Source organism: Pseudomonas sp. NPDC087690 (assembly GCF_044743175.1).
In the GTDB taxonomy this organism is placed as follows: Bacteria; Pseudomonadota; Gammaproteobacteria; order Pseudomonadales; family Pseudomonadaceae; genus Aquipseudomonas.
Window position 1 is genome coordinate 1 of sequence record NZ_JBIUVX010000008.1, and the last position, 18,297, is coordinate 18,297.

At 59.0% G+C, this 18,297-nt stretch carries 19 protein-coding genes; 6 read left to right on the forward strand and 13 right to left on the reverse strand.

The genetic code is table 11. The annotated features are described in order from the left end of the window. Nucleotides 1-82: 82 nt before the first annotated feature. From ACIPIZ_RS11695 to dapA, 3 genes are read right to left on the reverse strand one after another with little or no spacing between them, the layout of a single operon-like run. Nucleotides 83-844 carry an MBL fold metallo-hydrolase gene (locus tag ACIPIZ_RS11695; protein ID WP_401165411.1) on the reverse strand — a complete coding sequence of 254 codons (762 nt, stop codon included), beginning with the start codon at nucleotides 842-844 and terminating at the stop codon, nucleotides 83-85. 6 nt (nucleotides 845-850) lie between these two features. Further along, nucleotides 851-1,966, reverse strand: a complete 1,116-nt coding sequence (gene bamC / locus ACIPIZ_RS11700) for an outer membrane protein assembly factor BamC (protein WP_105708455.1) — start codon at nucleotides 1,964-1,966, stop codon at nucleotides 851-853. Between the two features lie 17 nt (nucleotides 1,967-1,983). Next, a complete protein-coding gene (gene dapA / locus ACIPIZ_RS11705) occupies nucleotides 1,984-2,862 on the reverse strand; it encodes a 4-hydroxy-tetrahydrodipicolinate synthase (RefSeq protein ID WP_038358365.1) in 879 nt (292 codons plus the stop codon). 329 nt (nucleotides 2,863-3,191) lie between these two features. Here dapA and ACIPIZ_RS11710 point away from each other — a divergent pair, with 329 nt between their 5' ends. Beyond that, nucleotides 3,192-3,752 (forward strand): glycine cleavage system protein R, encoded by a 561-nt coding sequence (locus ACIPIZ_RS11710; RefSeq protein ID WP_008077813.1) that lies wholly within the window; start codon nucleotides 3,192-3,194, stop codon nucleotides 3,750-3,752. A gap of 10 nt (nucleotides 3,753-3,762) precedes the next feature. Then, nucleotides 3,763-4,236, forward strand: a complete 474-nt coding sequence (locus tag ACIPIZ_RS11715) for a peroxiredoxin (protein WP_064388451.1) — start codon at nucleotides 3,763-3,765, stop codon at nucleotides 4,234-4,236. A gap of 135 nt (nucleotides 4,237-4,371) precedes the next feature. On the opposite strand, the gene ACIPIZ_RS11720 is transcribed toward ACIPIZ_RS11715, so the two are convergent. Together ACIPIZ_RS11720 and ACIPIZ_RS11725 are read right to left on the reverse strand one after the other, a co-directional pair. Next, nucleotides 4,372-5,442 carry an AI-2E family transporter gene (locus ACIPIZ_RS11720; RefSeq protein ID WP_064388453.1) on the reverse strand — a complete coding sequence of 357 codons (1,071 nt, stop codon included), beginning with the start codon at nucleotides 5,440-5,442 and terminating at the stop codon, nucleotides 4,372-4,374. A gap of 31 nt (nucleotides 5,443-5,473) precedes the next feature. Then, nucleotides 5,474-5,713 carry a sulfurtransferase TusA family protein gene (locus ACIPIZ_RS11725; protein WP_064388455.1) on the reverse strand — a complete coding sequence of 80 codons (240 nt, stop codon included), beginning with the start codon at nucleotides 5,711-5,713 and terminating at the stop codon, nucleotides 5,474-5,476. Nucleotides 5,714-5,811: 98 nt separating this feature from the next. Between ACIPIZ_RS11725 and ACIPIZ_RS11730 the strand changes: the two genes are divergently transcribed. Beyond that, on the forward strand, nucleotides 5,812-7,245 hold the full coding sequence (locus ACIPIZ_RS11730; RefSeq protein ID WP_064388458.1) for a M48 family metalloprotease: 1,434 nt from the start codon (nucleotides 5,812-5,814) through the stop codon (nucleotides 7,243-7,245). Between the two features lie 80 nt (nucleotides 7,246-7,325). On the opposite strand, the gene ACIPIZ_RS11735 is transcribed toward ACIPIZ_RS11730, so the two are convergent. The 4 genes from ACIPIZ_RS11735 to rpoE all read right to left on the reverse strand — a co-directional run bounded on the left by ACIPIZ_RS11735 (nucleotide 7,326) and on the right by rpoE (nucleotide 11,142). Then, nucleotides 7,326-8,759 (reverse strand): DegQ family serine endoprotease, encoded by a 1,434-nt coding sequence (locus ACIPIZ_RS11735; RefSeq protein ID WP_401165414.1) that lies wholly within the window; start codon nucleotides 8,757-8,759, stop codon nucleotides 7,326-7,328. Between the two features lie 209 nt (nucleotides 8,760-8,968). Then, the gene (locus ACIPIZ_RS11740; protein ID WP_401165416.1) at nucleotides 8,969-9,934 is read right to left on the reverse strand and encodes a MucB/RseB C-terminal domain-containing protein; all 966 of its coding nucleotides are present in this window, start codon (nucleotides 9,932-9,934) and stop codon (nucleotides 8,969-8,971) included. An 8-nt stretch (nucleotides 9,935-9,942) separates the two neighbouring features. Beyond that, on the reverse strand, nucleotides 9,943-10,530 hold the full coding sequence (locus ACIPIZ_RS11745; RefSeq protein ID WP_064388462.1) for a sigma-E factor negative regulatory protein: 588 nt from the start codon (nucleotides 10,528-10,530) through the stop codon (nucleotides 9,943-9,945). A 30-nt stretch (nucleotides 10,531-10,560) separates the two neighbouring features. Continuing rightward, entirely contained in the window at nucleotides 10,561-11,142 is a 582-nt protein-coding gene (gene rpoE, locus ACIPIZ_RS11750; protein WP_003172477.1) for an RNA polymerase sigma factor RpoE, read from the reverse strand. A 558-nt stretch (nucleotides 11,143-11,700) separates the two neighbouring features. On the opposite strand from rpoE, the gene nadB reads away from it, so the two are divergent. Further along, nucleotides 11,701-13,317, forward strand: coding sequence for an L-aspartate oxidase (gene nadB / locus ACIPIZ_RS11755; protein ID WP_105708449.1), 1,617 nt, complete (start codon nucleotides 11,701-11,703; stop codon nucleotides 13,315-13,317). Here nadB and ACIPIZ_RS11760 read toward each other — a convergent pair. Both ACIPIZ_RS11760 and ACIPIZ_RS11765 read right to left on the reverse strand, forming a co-directional pair. Then, nucleotides 13,286-13,738, reverse strand: coding sequence for a protein YgfX (locus tag ACIPIZ_RS11760; protein WP_064388474.1), 453 nt, complete (start codon nucleotides 13,736-13,738; stop codon nucleotides 13,286-13,288). The genes nadB and ACIPIZ_RS11760 overlap by 32 nt on opposite strands. Beyond that, a complete protein-coding gene (locus ACIPIZ_RS11765) occupies nucleotides 13,722-13,976 on the reverse strand; it encodes a succinate dehydrogenase assembly factor 2 (protein WP_007911418.1) in 255 nt (84 codons plus the stop codon). Before ACIPIZ_RS11765 ends, ACIPIZ_RS11760 begins: the two co-directional genes overlap by 17 nt. Before the next feature lie 150 nt (nucleotides 13,977-14,126). Between ACIPIZ_RS11765 and ACIPIZ_RS11770 the strand changes: the two genes are divergently transcribed. Both ACIPIZ_RS11770 and ACIPIZ_RS11775 read left to right on the forward strand, forming a co-directional pair. Then, nucleotides 14,127-15,068, forward strand: a complete 942-nt coding sequence (locus ACIPIZ_RS11770; RefSeq protein ID WP_064388476.1) for a folate-binding protein YgfZ — start codon at nucleotides 14,127-14,129, stop codon at nucleotides 15,066-15,068. A 35-nt stretch (nucleotides 15,069-15,103) separates the two neighbouring features. After that, nucleotides 15,104-15,925 carry an HDOD domain-containing protein gene (locus tag ACIPIZ_RS11775; protein WP_064388478.1) on the forward strand — a complete coding sequence of 274 codons (822 nt, stop codon included), beginning with the start codon at nucleotides 15,104-15,106 and terminating at the stop codon, nucleotides 15,923-15,925. 107 nt (nucleotides 15,926-16,032) lie between these two features. On the opposite strand, the gene ACIPIZ_RS11780 is transcribed toward ACIPIZ_RS11775, so the two are convergent. Continuing rightward, a complete protein-coding gene (locus ACIPIZ_RS11780; protein ID WP_064388479.1) occupies nucleotides 16,033-17,418 on the reverse strand; it encodes a sensor histidine kinase in 1,386 nt (461 codons plus the stop codon). After that, nucleotides 17,411-18,082 carry a response regulator gene (locus ACIPIZ_RS11785; RefSeq protein WP_007898613.1) on the reverse strand — a complete coding sequence of 224 codons (672 nt, stop codon included), beginning with the start codon at nucleotides 18,080-18,082 and terminating at the stop codon, nucleotides 17,411-17,413. The genes ACIPIZ_RS11780 and ACIPIZ_RS11785 overlap by 8 nt, the downstream gene beginning before the upstream one ends. Nucleotides 18,083-18,297 lie beyond the last annotated feature (215 nt).

Below are 18,297 nucleotides of genomic sequence, written 5' to 3' on the forward strand. Positions count from 1 at the left end.
GGTCATGTAAACCGATTTGGCTTTGCCGCGGTAGAGTTCTTCACGTTTTTCCATGATGGGCTCCGCTTGCTAAGTAGGTGGGCTAGGCGATGTTGCGACAGTCAAGCCCTGAATCTTGATCGGCCAGTTGCAGCCAGTCCGGGTCGCACCCGAGGGTGTCGACAAAACATTGCCGGGCCAGCTGCGGCATGTTGTTCTTGCTGCTCAGATGAGCCAGGACAAGGTGTTGCAAGCCCTGCCAGCCCAACTCGGACACCAGGAATGCCGCCTGATGGTTGTTCAAATGTCCCAGCTCGCCGCCCACCCGCTGCTTGAGAAAGTACGGGTAGTGCCCACGGGCCAGCATGTCGCGACAATGGTTGGACTCGATCATCAACGCATCGAGGTCCCGATAACCGTCCAGCACCCGCTCGCAGTAAGAACCCAGGTCGGTCAGCAGGCCGAAGCGCCGCTGCTCTTGATCACTGAAGACATACTGAGTCGGTTCCTGCGCATCATGGGCCACGGCAATGACCCCGACGCTCAGAGCACCGATCTGCAGTTGCTCGCCGCCGGCCAGAAAGCCTGCGGGTTCAATCGGTTTGCGCATCCCGCGCAGAGTGCCGCGACTGAGGTAGACCGGTAGATTGTAGCGCCGAGACAGCAAACCCACGCCATGCACGTGGTCGGCATGTTCGTGGGTTACGAGTATCGCGCTCAATTGCGCCGGGTTCACACCCAGGCGCAACAGGCGTTTTTCGGTTTCCCGCAGGGAAAAACCACAATCCACCAGCACATACGTATCAGCACTGGCGATCAGCGTGCCGTTCCCTTGGCTACCGCTGCCGAGAACGGCAAAACGCATGGTTGATCAGCCCAGGTTGTCCTGAATCACGCTCAGCACTTTGCGCGCCACTTCAGCCGGCGCAACGGTGTTGATGTTTTTCTCGACGGTCACCTGAATGTTCTCGCCAACCTTGCTCAGGCGAACCTGATAACGCTCGGCACGGGATTCAACTTCTTCCTTGGTCGGCGCACTGCCGAACAGGCTGCTGAAGAAACCAGGCTTGTCGTCTTTCTTCTCGGCTTTTTCGGCCAGGTTGATGTAATACAGGCCCAGGCTGCGGTTGATGTCTTCAACGCGCCATTCGCCTTGTTCCAGTGCACGGCCAACGCTCGACCAGGCACGGTCCAGATCGGTACCGACGTTCAACACCGGGTTGCCGCTGCCGTCTTCGCTGAGGCTGACACGGCTCGGGGTATCGAAATCACGCGAGGCCAGCATCGACACCGAACCGCCCTTCTCGGAGATTCGGCTCATGCTCGCGAGCATGTCGTCGACCAGGGCTGCGTCCAGGCCAGTGTTGACCGAACGGTTGGTGAAATCGACATCGGCGGTGCTGCCGGCAGGACGCTCGGCGCTGACCACGTAGATTTCACTGGTGTTGCGCTGCACGCCTGGCTCGATGCGCACACGCACGCGGGTTTCGCTGTCGCTGGCGATACCGGCTGCGCTCAGGCGCTTGGCCATGGACGCGGACAGTTCGTCGGAATGCTGCCAGGTGGTGGTGAATTCGCCGGTCTGCGGGCGCTGTTCGTCCAGACGGAAACCGTTGTCCTGGAAGAACTGCACGGCCACTGGCCAGACTTCGGCCGGTGGATGCTGGGCCACGACCCAACGCGAATCACCACTCTTCTGCAGCGAGTAATCGCTGGCATCGGCAACGGCCGACAGCGGCTGAGGACGCGGCACAATGTATTCGCCCTTGGCGGTGTCATCAGCGACGTTACGCGGGATCGGCAGCAGCGGATCCAGACGTTTGGACGTGCTGACATCCGGTGGCAGTTGCATCGGTGCAGTCTGTTGCGCTTCCAGGTAATCGCTACCGCGGTCACGGAAATAACCTTCCGGGCCCCAGACCCATCCGCAGCCACTGGTGCTGGAGATAATCAAGGCAAGTGCGGAAAGTCCGGCCATTCGCTTCATGCGTTGTACTTCCTCAATTAAACCAGGACGCTGCACTGGCGCAGGGCCGAGCGCAGCGTTTCATGACAAGGTGTGCTCAGCCAGGTCAGCGGCAGGCGGATGCCTTCGTGCATCAGGCCCATTTCAACCAAAGCCCACTTCACCGGAATCGGGTTGGCTTCGATGAACAGGTCTTTATGCAGTGGCATCAGTTTTTCGTTGATTGCCCGTGCGGTGTCGGCGTCGCCCTTGAGAGCGGCCTCGCACAGGTCGGCCATTTCGCGCGGGGCGACGTTGGCAGTCACGGAGATGTTGCCTTTGCCGCCCAGCAGGATCAGTTCAACGGCGGTCGGATCATCGCCGGACAACACGATGAAATCCTTGCTCACACCATCGATGATCGCTTTGGCGCGCTTCAGGTCGCCAGTGGCTTCCTTGATGCCGATGATGTTCGGCACCGTGGACAGGCGAATCACGGTCTCGGCCTGCATGTCGCACGACGTGCGGCCCGGAACGTTGTAGAGAATCTGTGGAATGTCGACCGCTTCAGCGATGTGCTTGAAGTGCTGGTACAAGCCTTCCTGAGTCGGCTTGTTGTAGTACGGAACCACCAGCAGGCAGGCATCGGCACCGGCTTCTTTGGCGTTGCGGGTCAGCTCGACGGCTTCGCGGGTCGAGTTGGCGCCAGTACCGGCGATGACCGGGATGCGCCCGCCAACCTGTTTGACCACGGCTTTGATGACGGCGATGTGTTCTTCTACATCAAGGGTTGCCGACTCGCCGGTAGTACCGACTGCGACAATGGCATGGGTGCCGTTCTTGAGATGGAAGTCCACGAGTTTGCTGAGGCTGTCCCAGTCAAGACGCCCTTGTGCATCCATGGGAGTGACCAGTGCCACCATACTGCCCGCAATCATGAAACCGCTCCTGCCGGAAAAAGAGAGCGGTAATGGTACTGGCGCCAAGATGCTTGCACAAGCGAAGTACTGCGCTGCCGCCATTCCCCTTGGCGCCGCTTTTCGCTACCCTTCAGACTTTGATCGGTACCGATCAGCTTGTACGTCGGGTTCCAGCCTCCCTTTTCGGCCTCCCAGACCCCGTTCCTGCGTCGCATCGACGCGCTCCCGCTATAGTGGAGCGAGCCGCGAGCGCTTGCCGGGTCTATCGCAATGGACAGCCAGAACAGGCAGGCCCCGGCCGCCAGCGTCCGTAACCTACCGACCGCTCATCGCTTTAGGAATGCTGCATGTCCACCCCCACAGTTCGCGAACAATTCCTTGTCATCAGTGCCCTCGGCGCCAACCCCATGGAGCTGACTAACGTCCTGTGCCGCGCCAGCCATGAAAATCGCTGCGCCGTAGTCACTTCACGCCTGACCCGCCACGGCGAGTGCAGCGCGCTGATTCTTGAGGTTTCCGGCAGCTGGGACGCCCTCGCCCGCCTGGAGGGCAGTCTGCCAAGCCTCTCCAAGAAGCACGCGTTCACTGTCAACGTAGTGCGCAGCGCGCCGCTGGAGAATCGTCCACAAGCGTTGCCATATGTGGCTTACGTCAGCTCGGCGTATCGCCCGGACATCATCAATGAGCTGTGCCAGTTTTTCATGGACCACAACGTCGAACTGGAAAACCTGACCTGCGACACGTATCAGGCACCACAGACCGGCGGCACCATGCTCAACGCCACGTTCACCGTGACCCTGCCGGCCGGTACCCAGATCAGCTGGCTGCGCGATCAGTTCCTCGACTTCTCCGACGCGATGAACCTGGACGCACTGATCGAGCCTTGGCGCCCACAGAACCCAATGTAAGGAAGCTTTCATGGCCGTTGTCATCGACCAACCGGTTGCCGATTTCGAAGCGCCTGCCACCAGCGGGCAGACCGTCAGTCTGTCTGCCCTGAAGGGCAAGCAAGTGGTGATCTACTTCTATCCGAAGGACAGCACGCCGGGCTGCACCACCGAAGGCCAGGGCTTTCGTGATCAGTACGCGGCGTTCCAGGCTGCCAACACGGAAATCTTCGGTATTTCGCGGGACAGCCTGAAGTCCCACGAGAACTTCAAGTGCAAGCAAGAGTTTCCGTTCGAGCTGATCAGTGACAAGGACGAAGCTGTTTGTCAGTTGTTCGACGTGATCAAATTGAAGAAGCTGTATGGCAAGGAATACCTGGGCGTTGATCGCAGCACCTTTCTGATCGACAAGAATGGTGTGCTGCGTCAGGAGTGGCGTGGCGTGAAAGTGCCGGGGCATGTAGATGCTGTTCTGGCTGCTGCGCAGAATTTGAACAAGGCCTGATGTTTCTCTGGCGTCTTCTCTGACGCCATCGCTGGCAAGCCAGCTCCCACAGGTTTTGTGTGCACCGAAAACCCTGTGGGAGCTGGCTTGCCAGCGATGAGGCCTTAAGCCGCACCGAACAATCTGGATCAACTACTACAGCAACGGCGCCACCGCCGGCTCCTTGCGCGGCCACGCATCCAGCACCGCCTTGAACAGCGTCGCCAGCGGAATCGCGAAGAACACCCCCCAGAACCCCCACAACCCGCCAAACAACAGCACCGCGCAGATAATGGCGACCGGGTGCAGGTTGACCGCCTCCGAGAACAGCAACGGCACCAACACGTTGCCATCCAGTGTCTGGATGATCCCGTAGACCGCCATCAGATAGATGAACTGATCACTCCAGCCCCACTGGAACAATGCGATCAACAGCACCGGCACGGTCACCACCACAGCACCGACATACGGCACCACCACCGACACGCCCACCAACAACGCCAGCAGCGCCGCATAGTTCAATCCAAGCGCCACAAAAGCGATGTAGGTCACGCCACCACAAATAACGATTTCAATGACCTTGCCGCGAATGTAGTTGGCAATCTGCCGGTTCATTTCCTGCGCGACCCGCGTAATCAGAGCGCGTTCACGCGGCAGATAACCGCGCACCCATTCGCCAATCATCAGCCGATCCTTGAGGAAGAAGAACACCAGAATCGGCACCAGTACCAGATAGATCATGATGTTGACCAGCAACGGCAGACTCGACAACGAGAACGTCAGCGCCCATTGGCCGAATTTGCCAATCTCGCCGCGCGCCGCCTCGATGGCTTGCAGCACTTGCTCGTCAGAGACCAGGTGCGGGTAGCGCTCCGGCAACAGCAACAGCAACGATTGCCACTTGGCGAGCATGCCCGGCAGCTCATTGAACAGCGTGATCAATTGATGCCAAAGCAACGGCACGACCACGACGATGAACACCATCAGCACGCCCATGAACAGCGCAAACACCAGCCCCACCGCCGCGCCACCCGGCACACGCAAGCGCTCCAGCGTGACCACCAGCCCTTGCATCAGGTACGCCAGCACCATCCCAGCCAGCACCGGCGCGAGCATGCCGCCGAGGGTGAGCACCGCCGTGAAGGCGAGGAACAGCAGCACCGCCAGCACCACGGCTTCTTCATCGGAGAAGTAGCGCTGAATCCAGTCGCGTAACACTTTGAACATCAATAATCCTTAGGTCTTTTACGCTGTGGGTTCAGGCCTTTTTCAACCAGTAACGGTAAACGCCTGCTTCGTCTTCTTCGCGCAGCAGCGTATGACCGGCCAACTTGGCAAAGGTGCGAAAGTCGCGTTGCGAGCCTGCGTCGGTAGCGATCACCTTGAGGACGGCGCCACTCTCGAGCTTGTTGAGTTCCATTTTTGCCTTGAGCAACGGCAACGGGCAATTGAGGCCACTGGCGTCCAGTTCCACGTCATGGGCTACAGCGTCGGTCATTGCGTCACTCCGGTTCGGGTCGTCGAGCTGCCTAGAATATCTGGTCGCAGCTCCGGTGTCCGGCTACAGTAAGGTCTTTGTCTTCTAAGGCTTTGTGCATGACTTTTCTGCGCCCTACCCTGCTGACGCTCGCTTGCCTGCTCGCCTCACCAGGCTTTGCCGACGATCTGCCGTCACTCGGCGACGCCAGTTCTGCCATTGTCTCGCCGCAACAGGAATACCAGCTCGGTCGCGCCTGGCTGGCCATGCTGCGCAGCCAGGTTTCACAGCTCAACGACCCCCAGCTCAAGGACTACGTCGAATCCAGCGTTTACAAGCTGGTGGAAACCAGTCAGGTCACTGACCGACGCCTCGAATTCATCCTGATCAACAGCCCGCAGCTCAACGCTTTCGCTGCGCCGGGCGGTGTGGTCGGCGTTAACGGCGGCCTGTTCCTCAATGCGCAGACCGAGGGCGAATACGCTTCGGTACTGGCGCACGAATTGGCTCACTTGTCGCAACGCCACTTCGCTCGCGGCGTCGAAGCTTCGCAGCGCATGCAGGTGCCGATGATGGCCGCTCTGCTCGCCGGCATCGTCATTGCAGCAGCCGGTGGCGGTGATGCAGGGATCGCGACCATTGCCGGTACGCAAGCAGCGGCGATTCAGTCACAACGCACCTTTTCCCGACAGAACGAACAGGAAGCCGACCGCATCGGTATCCTCAATCTGGAAAAGGCCGGGTATGACCCGCGCTCGATGCCGACCATGTTCGAACGCTTGATGCGTCAATATCGTTTCGACGCCAAGCCGCCAGAATTCCTGCTGACTCACCCGGTCACCGAATCGCGTATTGCTGACACCCGCAACCGCGCCGAACAGGCCAAACCGGGCGGCATCGAAGACTCCAAGCGCTATCAACTGATTCGCGCACGCGTGCAGCTGATTTATGAAGAAACCCCGGGCCTGGGCGCCAAGCGCTTCCGTGCACAACTGGATGAAAACCCGAAAAATGACGTGGCGCGCTACGGACTCGCGATCGCGCAGATCAAGGGCGGACAGTTGAATGAAGCTCGCGAGAACCTCAAGCAATTGCTGGCGACCTCACCGAACGAAATCATCTACAACCTGGCGCAGGTCGATCTCGACATCACCAACAATCGCCTGCCGGATGCGCAATCGCGGGTGGACCGGATGCTCGCGCAGTACCCCGGCAACTATCCACTGAATCAGGTGCGCGTCGATCTGTTGCTCAAACAGAATCGCGCTCCCGATGCCGAGAAAGCGCTGGAAGGTTTGCTCAAATCACGCCCGGATGATCCGGACGTCTGGTATCAGGTCGCCGAGACGCGGGGTCTGTCGGGTAATATCATCGGCCTGCATCAGGCGCGCGCCGAATACTTCGCGCTGGTTGGCGATTACCGCCAGGCGATCCAGCAACTGGACTTCGCCAAGCGCAAGGCCGGCAACAACTTCCCGCTGTCCTCGCGGATCGATGCCCGTCAGCGTGAGCTGATGGAGCAGGAACGCATGATCAAGGACATGATGGGCTAACTTTATCGCTGTGACATAAAAGCTTCAGGCATAAAAAAACCGCCTCTTTCGAGGCGGTTTCTTTTTACCCTACCGCTGGATTATTCAGCCAGTTTGAAGGTGATGAAGCTGGCACGACCTTGACGCAAGACACGCATCGATACCGAACGGTTCTTCGGCAGCGCCTTGGCAATTTCACCGAACTCTTTGCTGGAGCCGATGGCCTGGTTGTTCAGGTGCGTGATGACGTCACCCGGTTGCAGACCGATCAGGGCAGCAGGGCCGTCCTGTACCTCCTTGATCACCACACCACCTTTGAGGTCGTAGGTTTTCTTCTGCTCGGCGGTCAGCTCGCCCACCGAAACACCGAGGCGGTTGCTGGTACTTTCAGCGCCGGACTTCGGTAGTGCATCCAGCTCCTTGCCTTCGTCCGGGATCGCGCCAACGGTCAGATCGACGTTCTTGCGCTTGCCCTCACGAATCACTTCCAGGCTGGCTTTGGCGCCAGCCTTGAGTGCGCCGACCAGATGCGGCAGGTCAGCGGACATCACGATCGGCTGGCCGTTCATGCTCAGAATCACGTCGCCGACTTGCAGACCGCCCTTGGCAGCAGGGCCGTCATCCTGAATCTGCGCAACCAGCGCACCGGCCGGCTTATCCAGACCGAACGACTCGGCCAGATCCTTGTTCACTTCCTGGATGACCACACCCAGCCAGCCACGGCTGACTTTGCCGCCGCTTTTCAGCTGATTGGAAACATCCATCGCCACGTCGATCGGAATCGCGAACGACACGCCCATGAAGCCGCCGGAACGGGTGTAGATCTGCGAGTTGATCCCGACCACTTCACCGTTCAGGTTGAACAGCGGGCCACCGGAGTTACCCGGGTTGATCGGCACGTCAGTCTGGATGAATGGTACATAGTTTTCGTTCGGCAGGCTGCGACCAACAGCGCTGACGATGCCTTGAGTCACAGTATGGTCAAAGCCGAATGGCGAACCGATCGCGACGACCCACTGGCCGGCTTTCAGATCCTGGGATTTGCCCAGCTTGAGCACTGGCAGGTCTTTGCCTTCGATTTTCAGCAAGGCCACGTCAGAGCGCGGGTCGGTGCCGATCAGCTTGGCTTTCATTTCGCTGCGATCGGCTAGACGCACGAGAATTTCATCGGCATCGGCAATCACATGGTTGTTGGTGAGGATGTAACCGTCTGGGGAAATGATGAAACCCGAACCCAGCGATTGCGCTTCACGCTGACGACCACCACCGCCCGGCGAACGCTGCTGAGGCGGCATGCCACGCTCGAAGAACTCGCGCAGCATCGGCGGCAGACCTTCCAGGTCAGGCATCTGCTGGTTCACTTTGCGATCCGGCAGTTTCTGCGTGGTACTGATGTTCACCACGGCTGGCGAAGCTTGTTCGACCAATTGGGTGAAGTCAGGCAGATCGGCCGCTTGCGCAGCAGGGACCACCTGACCGAGCAACAGCACAGTGGCGAAAATGGAGAGATAAGATTTCAAACTTGGTATCGACATACAGCTCCCGTTACGACGAGCAGGGTTAAGCGATATGGAGCAAGGAACACCGTAAACCACCGACCGGCATTTTTGTTCCGGCAACAACAAACAAGGCCAGAGCCGTGAGGCTCTGACCTATAAAAAATTTTCGGGGTATTTGCAAATGAAAATGCTCAGCAAACATTTCATCTACGTCTCGACGAAGAAGTGGTAATGACTGAATCAGCTCACTGCTTGCTGGTGGCAGTGCCATCAGTGTTACGCATCGACAGAGCAATTCGTTCGGCGGTGCCAATCGGGATTTCGCCGACCACCGTGACCATCATTTCGCCGTCGGGGGTAGTCAGGCGACGAGAAACGGCAACGGTCGGGCCCAGTTGAGTCCGCGTATCGGTCACTGTTGCACCGTTCAAAGGCTCAAGGAACACCGAGAACCGCGCCAGACCATCGTCATACAGCAAGCTGTTGACCTGTGTCTTGGTTTCCGGATCTTTGTGCGAGGTGCTGCTGGTCAATTCAAAACCCGGCGGCAGCCATTCAGAGTGCCAGACCTGCGCGGTCTTGACGGCCGAAGCCTTGTCGCTGTCGAGCGTAATCGCTTTACAGTCGGCATCGGCCTGTAAATCTTTGTCCGAAGGGACTTCGTCAGTATCGAGGCTGGTGAACTGGAAGCGTTCGAGCAACTGCCCTTTGTCATTCAGTAGCAACGACTTCAGCGGCAAGCCCGTTTTCTTGTCCAAATGCAGCTCAAACCCGTAACGATGCTGATCGCGAGGCGTCAGCGATACGATCACTGCGTCTCGCCCAGCCACGCGCGACTTGCCGATGACGGCAAGTTCATACCAGTTTTTCAGCTTTTGCGGATCGAGAGGACGAGCGGCTGAGTTCGGAGAATCCCCCAGCCCGGCAATCAGAGTGCCGCTGACGCATTGAGTATGTCCATCAACGCGCACGACTTCCTGCGCCGAGCCGTCGAGCTGGAGTAAACGCTCGCGGACTTGGCCATTCTGGACGCGATGCCAGATGTTATGGGTAGAAAAACTACCGTTACGCTCGTAAACGAATGTGCCGTGAAAGCTTTGCTGCTGCTCGGCCTGGCCCAGACGGGCCAACCAGTCCTGGGCCTCATCAGCGTGGGCTGGAACAATGAACCAGCCGCTTAGCAGAAGCGAAAGTAGAGGTATGGCGCGCATGATCCTCCTTAGCGGTTTTCCAGGCTTGCAGCACGTGCGTATGGCAGCGCGCTTTCAGTGCCTTTCAGTGCAGCCTGTTGAGCATGTTGGCGCAGGTAACCTGGCAGACGCTGATCGTGCCAGCCTGGTTGACCTTGCAGTACGCCATTGGCCATAGGGCCGGTAGCTTCAGAACTCTCACTATAGCCTGCCAGAACAGCCGGGCCTTTGACCTGTGGAGTGGCCAGGGTAGGCTGATTGGATTGCTGTGCCAGTTCAACACCAGCGATTTCGTCCTGGTTGTACAGGCGCACACCGGCCAGAACGGCAACAGTCACCGAGGCAGCAACAGCCAGGCGACCGAGGTTGCGCCATGGGCTGCGAGATACTTTGGCCGGAGCCGTTTCGTCTTCCAGTGCAGCAGATACTGCCGCAGCGATGTCCAGGCGTGGCAGCAGCAGATCCTTGTGCATGGCTGCCCGAGCGATCTGGTAACGAGCCCAGGTCTCACGGGTTTCGACGTCATCAAGTGCATTAATCACTCGACGCAATTCCAGTTCGTCCGCTTCGTTATCCATCACTGCGGACAGCGATTCCTGCAGGGCTTCACGACTCATGGCGTTCCTCTCTTGGCTATCGCCGCTGTCTCAGTTTTCCTGCAACAACGGCTGCAGGGCTTTATCGATGGCCTCCCGAGCGCGGAAAATCCGGGAGCGCACGGTACCCACCGGACATTGCATGACGCTCGCAATGTCCTCGTAACTCAGACCATCGAATTCACGTAAAGTTAACGCCGTACGCAAATCCTCTGGCAGTTGCTGGATGGTTCGATGGACGGTGCCTTCGATCTCATCCCGCAGCAGTGCACGTTCTGGTGACTCGAGATCCTTGAGGCCATGATCGCCATCGTAGAACTCTGCATCTTCGGAACTTACATCGCTATCCGGCGGCCGACGGCCGCGTGAAACCAGGTAATTCTTCGCCGTGTTAATGGCAATACGGTACAGCCACGTATAAAACGCACTGTCGCCGCGAAAGTTTCCAAGTGCTCGATACGCCTTGATAAAGGCTTCCTGAGCCACGTCCTGGGCTTCATGGGTGTCGTGCACAAAACGCACGATCAACCCGAGAATCTTGTGCTGATACTTCAGCACCAACAGATCGAAAGCTCGCTTGTCGCCGCGTTGAACGCGCTCGACCAGCTGCTGATCCTCTTCCTGGGTTAGCATGAACACTCCTCGATAAGCCCGAAGGAGACTTGCATAACTAAACGACCAGACTTGCAAACATAGACTCGGGCTTTTCGCAAAAGTTCTCCCCCTCCAGGCAAGTTTCCTGCGGGCTCTGATTTGGCACGCACGAAAAACGCAGCGCGGGATAAACCGGCTGCGCGAATAATCTTGTTATCGGTTTCGCCGGGCTGGAATCCAACCGCAGATTCCGCACTGAAGCCGACACGTCCCTTGTTTCTGGCACCGACTATTGATCTTGGGCCTTTGGCAAAAGTTCCAATTATTTATAGTCGCACCGCCCAGACATTGGGCAACCCTGGGCAGAAAAATCCTGTTTCAGCGCCGATACAGTCGTGTTCTCCCCAAAAGGGTGAAAAAAACTTCCGACGAAGCACGCGGTTTTTTCCTTCACAGTAGTTTCACAATGCCATATCGGCGCGGCTATTGTGCCGTCCCACCCCTCTATATACTAGTGGGCTGTGTGGCTGTCTTGACTCGCCGATCCAGCGGTCTTGCGCCACCCCCGACCCGGGTCGCTTTGAGCGGAATCCTGTAATGAGCCAACAATTCCAACATGATGTTCTGGTCATAGGCAGCGGTGCTGCCGGTTTGAGTCTCGCGCTGACCTTGCCGGGTCATTTGCGCATTGCCGTATTGAGCAAAGGCGATCTCGCCAACGGTTCGACCTTCTGGGCCCAGGGTGGCGTCGCCGCCGTGCTTGATGACACTGATACTGTCGAATCCCATGTTGATGACACCCTGAACGCCGGTGGCGGTCTGTGCCATGAAGACGCCGTGCGCTTTACCGTCGAGCACAGTCGTGAAGCCATCCAGTGGCTGATCGACCAGGGCGTACCGTTCACCCGCGACGATCAATCCGGCACTGAAGATGGCGGATTCGAATTTCATCTGACCCGCGAAGGCGGTCACAGCCACCGTCGCATCATCCATGCGGCCGATGCTACCGGCGCGGCAATCTTCAAAACTTTGCTGGCTCAGGCCAAAGAGCGTTCGAACATCGAGTTGCTGGAGCAGCGGGTTGCCGTTGATCTGATTACCGAACGCCGTTTGGGCATGGAAGGCGAGCGCTGCCTCGGCGCCTACGTACTCAATCGCAAAACCGGCGAAGTCGATACCTACGGCGCACGCTTTGTGATTCTGGCCTCGGGCGGCGCGGCCAAGGTTTACCTCTATACCAGCAACCCCGACGGCGCCTGTGGTGATGGCATCGCCATGGCCTGGCGCTCCGGCTGCCGGGTGGCGAACCTGGAATTCAACCAGTTCCACCCGACCTGCCTGTACCACCCACAAGCGAAAAGCTTCCTTATTACCGAAGCCCTGCGCGGCGAAGGCGCACATTTGAAGCTGCCGAACGGCGAGCGCTTCATGTATCGCTTCGACAAACGCGCCGAACTGGCACCGCGCGACATCGTCGCTCGGGCCATCGACCATGAAATGAAGCGTCTGGGTGTCGACTGCGTCTATCTCGACATCAGCCACAAGCCCGAAGACTTCATCAAGACGCACTTTCCTACCGTATATGAGCGCTGCCTCGGTTTCGGTATCGACATCACCAAGCAGCCGATCCCGGTCGTACCCGCTGCGCACTACACCTGCGGTGGCGTGATGGTCGATCAACAAGGTCGCACCGATGTGCCGGGCTTGTATGCCATCGGCGAAACCAGCTTCACCGGCCTGCACGGCGCCAACCGCATGGCCAGCAACTCGCTGCTGGAATGTTTCGTCTATGCGCGTTCGGCCGCGGCGGACATCCTCGCGCAACTGGACGATGTCGCCGCGCCAAGCGCCCTGCCCGCGTGGGACGCCAGCCAGGTGACCGACTCGGACGAAGACGTGATCATTGCGCACAACTGGGATGAGCTGCGCCGATTCATGTGGGACTACGTTGGCATCGTGCGCACCAACAAGCGCCTGCAACGGGCTCAACACCGCGTACGTTTGCTGTTGGACGAGATCGACGAGTTCTACAGCAACTATAAAGTCAGCCGCGACCTGATCGAGTTGCGCAACCTCGCTCAGGTCGCCGAACTGATGATCTGCTCAGCCATGGAACGCAAGGAAAGTCGCGGCCTGCATTACACCCTCGACTACCCGGACATGTTGCCCGAGGCGCTCGACACTATTCTGGTGCCGCCCACCTACGTCGGCTGAACTTGAGCCGCACGCGCAGGCGTCGATGCACATCGGCGACCTGCGAATCTCGCGGTACGCAGATCGACCTGACCCGCCATTCCCCGCGCAAACGAAAGCGCAACACCACAATCAACGGCAGCGCCAGGCTGTCCGGCCTCAATTGCACGGTTTGCCAGCCATTGGCTTGATTCCACAGTTGCCAGCCATCGGCATCGCGGCGCAATCCGCAAAAAGCCATTCGGTGAGTCAGCAAAATCTGCCGTGGCAACGTCCAAAACCCATGAAGCAGACAGGCAAAAGCCCCGAGCAGGCTGGCCCAGAGTGGAATCGAAAGCAGAAACAAAGCACCCAGTGCGAACGCCTGGGCCAGCAGATACGCCGCCAGCAACTGCCCAGAGGCATGCCAGCGGCATTCGAACGTATTACTTGGGCTGGACACGATCCAGAATCATGCGAACCATGCGCTGCAACTCCGGGTCTTCAGACTCGCTGCGCTCCATGAACCAGCCGAACATGTCCTGATCCTCGCACGTCAGCAGACGGACATACAGATCGCGATCCACCTGGTTCAACGTCGCGTAAACCTCCTGCACGAACGGCACCAGCAACACGTCAAGTTCAAGCATGCCGCGACGGCTGTGCCAAAACAGGCGATTCAGTTCAACTTGTTCGACCATGGAGCCCTCCTCAAATTTGCCGGCAAGTATACAGCCCCGGCGCAGGTCGCACAGTCGGCTTTGGTCGGGCACCACCGATCCTTTATCAACTACCCATTTCAACCATGCACCCTTATGATGTGCCCCAGTCTATTTACCCTGCGATGACCCATGGCCGATTCTGCTTTTTTCTGCACCCTGTCTCATGAAGGCGTTCTTGCGGTTCGCGGCTCGGATGCCGGGAAATTCCTGCAAGGCCAGTTGACCTGCAACCTCAATTATCTGAGTGACACAAAGGCCAGCCTTGGCGCGCGCTGCACGCAGAAAGGCCGGATGCAGTCGAGTTTCCGCATTCTGCTCGAAGGTGACGGCGTGGTGCTGGCGATGGCCAGCGAGTTGCTGGAACCACAATTGGCGGACCTGAAAAAATACGCAGTCTTCTCCAAATCGAAACTGACCGACGAAAGTGCTGCCTGGATGCGCTTTGGTCTGGTGCAAGGCGATGCCGCCCTGAGCTGCCTCGGCCTGGATTTGCCGGTCGATACCGACAGCGTCGTGCGCCATGAAGGTCTGATCGCCATTCGTGTCTCGCCAGATCGCGCCGAACTCTGGGTGCCTGCCGATCAGGCAGACGCCATCAAATCCAGACTCGCCGTAACACTGCCGGAAGGCGAACTGAACCAATGGCTGCTGGGCCAGATCCGCGCCGGTATCGGTCAGGTCATGCCGAGCACCCGCGAACTGTTCATCCCACAGATGCTCAACCTGCAAGCCGTTGGCGGCGTGAGCTTCAAGAAAGGCTGCTACACCGGCCAGGAAATCGTCGCGCGCATGCAGTACCTGGGCAAACTCAAGCGTCGTCTGTATCGCTTGAGCCTCGACACGGCTGATTTGCCGGAGCCCGGCACACCATTGTTCGCGCCGAGCCACAACAGCTCGATCGGCGAAGTGGTCCTGGCCGCCAACGCCGGTCAAAACATTGAACTCCTGGCGGTGCTGCAGGCCGAAGCTGCCGAATCGGGCGATCTGCACGTGGGTTCCCTCGAAGGCCCGGCGCTGCACTTGCTCGACCTGCCTTACGCACTGGATCGCGACCGCGAAATCCAGCGCTGATCGCAGCATTTGTTGCAACACCCTAGAGAGTCCAAATGAGCGAACTGGCGGAAAAAGTCCAACAGGATTTGGTTGAGGCCATCGATAACGATGACCTGGTTCTGCCCACGTTGCCGGAAGTGGCCCTGCAGATTCGCAAGGCCGCTGAAGACCCGGAAATCAGCGTCAGCGACCTGAGCAAAGTGATCGGCCGGGACACGGCGTTATCGGCGCGCCTGATCAAAGTGGTCAACAGCCCGCTGCTGCGCGCCGCCCAGGAAGTTACCGACCTGCACACGGCCATCACCCGGCTGGGCATCAACTACAGCAGCAACCTGGCGATCGGTCTGGTGATGGAGCAGATTTTCCACGCCCGCTCCGAAGTGGTCGAACAGAAGATGCGCGAAGTCTGGCGCAAGAGCCTGGAAATTGCCGGGGTCAGTTATGCGCTGTGCCGCCGCTACACGCAGCTCAAACCCGATCAGGCAGCACTCGGCGGGCTGGTGCACCAGATCGGCGTGTTGCCGATTCTGACCTACGCAGAAGATCACTATGAGCTGCTGTCAGACCCGGTCAGCCTCAACCATGTGATCGATCACATTCATCCGTTGCTGGGCGACAAGCTCCTGCGCGTCTGGGAGTTTCCAGAACGCCTGGTGGAATTGCCGGGGCGCTATCAGGACTTCAAGCGCGACTCGACGGCCATTGATTACGTCGATCTGGTGCAGGTGGCGAGCCTGTATTGCCACAAGGACACTGATCACCCTTTTGCGCGGATCGATCCAATGACAGTTCCGGCGTTCCGCAAGCTTGGGATCGATCAGGAGAACAAAGCGCTGTGTGAAGATCTGGAAGAGTCGCGGACGATGTTTTACTGATCCGAGACCTTATTGTGGCCATCGCGAGCAGGCTCACTCCTACAGGAGAACGTGTTCCAGTGTAGGAGTGAGCCTGCTCGCGATGAGGCCAACAAAAACACTGCAAGTCACCCGGCAATAAAACTGACCCGCACCTTCAACCCCGCCTGCTCGCCATCATGCAGACTGATCTGCGCCAGATGCGCCCGGCAAATCTCACCGACAATCGCCAATCCCAGCCCCGAACCCGCGACCTGCTGATTACGCCGGTAGAACCGTTCGAACACCCGATCGCGCTCTTCCAGCGGAATCCCCGGCCCGTCATCTTCGACCTCAAGCACCGCCGGCGCCGTCACGCGTAAAATCACATTGCCGCCCGGTGGCGTGTGCGCCAGCGCGTTGTCCACCAGATTGCTCAGCAACTCGTTCAGCAACGTCGGCTCACCGCGCAGCCAGACGGGTTCGTCCGCCTCCAGCGCCAGCGCCACCCCGCGCTTGTGCGCCAACGGCGCCATGGCCATGCCCAATTCTCGGGCCAACTGACTCAGATCGAGCAACTGCGCGCCACCCTCGGCGATCGCCCGGGCGCCGTTTTCGACCCGCGCCAGCGACAGCAACTGATTGGCCAGATGGGTCAGGCGATCAGTGCTTTGTGCCGAAGACTCCAGCGTCGAGCGCCAGACTTCGGCATCGTTGGAGCGCAGGCCCAACTCAAGCCGCGCCTTCAGCGCTGCCAAAGGCGTACGCAACTCATGGGCCGCATCGGCAATGAACTGCGCCTGCCGTTCGAACTGCCCGCGCAAGCGCTCGGTGAAATGATTGAGTCCACGGACCAACGGCCACAGCTCATGCTGCACTTCAACCAATGGCAGCGGCCGCAAGTCGTCGGGCTGACGCTCTTCCACCGCTGTACGCAAGCGCTCCAACGGGCGCAAAGCCGCACTGACCGCGAACCACACCAACAGCAACGCACCGATCGCCAACATACCCAATCGCAGCAAGGTATCGGCCGCCAGACTGCGCGCCATGCTTACCCGAGCTTCATCGGTTTCGGCGACACGGATTTCCGCCATGCCGTTCATGTTCGGTTCGGTCACCGCCTTGAGCAGGCTGACCACACGCACGTTTTGCCCTTTGTAGGTGGCGTTGTAGAAGCGCGCCAACGCGGGATAACTGTCCGTGCGCGGCGTCCCCGGCGGCGGGCCGGGCAGGTTTTCGTAGCCGGAAATCAGCTTCTGATGGATGTCATTGACCTGATAGTAAATCCGCCCGGCGCTGTCGTAAGCGAAGGTGTCGAGTGCGACGTAAGGCACATCGGCACTCAATGTGCCGTCACGTTGCGACAGACCCGCAGCGATGGTCCGCGCCGAGGCCAGCAAAGTGCGGTCGTATGCCGTGTCGGCGGCTTCGCGACCATTCCAGTAAGCACTCAAACCACTGGCGAGCATCAACACCACCAGCAATAACGCGAGGTTCCACAGCAAGCGCCAGCGCAGGCTGCTGGGCTTATGCATCGCGGCTTTCCAGCAGGTAACCGAGGCCGCGGAAGGTCACGATCGCCACTGGTTGACCGTCGAGTTTCTTGCGCAAGCGATGCACGTAGATTTCGATGGCGTCGGGACTGGCCTCTTCGTCGAGGCCAAACACCTGCGCGGCCAATTGTTCCTTGCTCATCACCCGTCCTGGCCGGGCGATCAGCGCTTCCAGCACCGCTTGCTCGCGTGAGGTCAACGTCAGTAATTCTTCGCCGAGGGTGAAGCGTCGGGTATCGAGGTCATAGGCGAGTACGCCACAGCGCTGCTGACGCTCGCCGCCGAGCACGCTGCGACGCAACAGGGCTTTGACCCGCGCTTCCAGTTCCGTCAGTTCGAATGGTTTGGCGAGGTAATCATCGGCACCGAGATTGAGACCATGGACGCGATCCTTCACATCACTGCGCGCGGTGAGCATCAGCACCGGCAGATTTTTTCCTCGAGCGCGCAACCGCGCCAGCACTTCAAAACCGTCCATGCGCGGCAGGCCGACATCGAGAATCGCCACGGCGTATTCCTCGCTGCTCAAGGCCAGGTCGGCGGCTACGCCATCGTGCAACACATCCACGGTCAGACCGGTGCTCTTGAGCGCCTGGGCGACGCTTTCGGCCAGTTGCAGATGGTCTTCGACGAGCAGAACACGCATGGATTTTTACCTCGTTCAGGGATGGCCGACGCCACGCTTTGCCGCGGAGTTTACAGCCGCAACCGCCGCTGTGAAGCCCGAAAACCGTGAAAGTCAGCTGAAAGGTTAGTGAAAGGTTAGCCGGTTAGAGTCGGCCCACGGACAGTCCCGACTGCCGTCGCTGCTGCCACACAGCGCTACGAAAAACGCCACGAAGCGTTTTCGACCAATAAGAA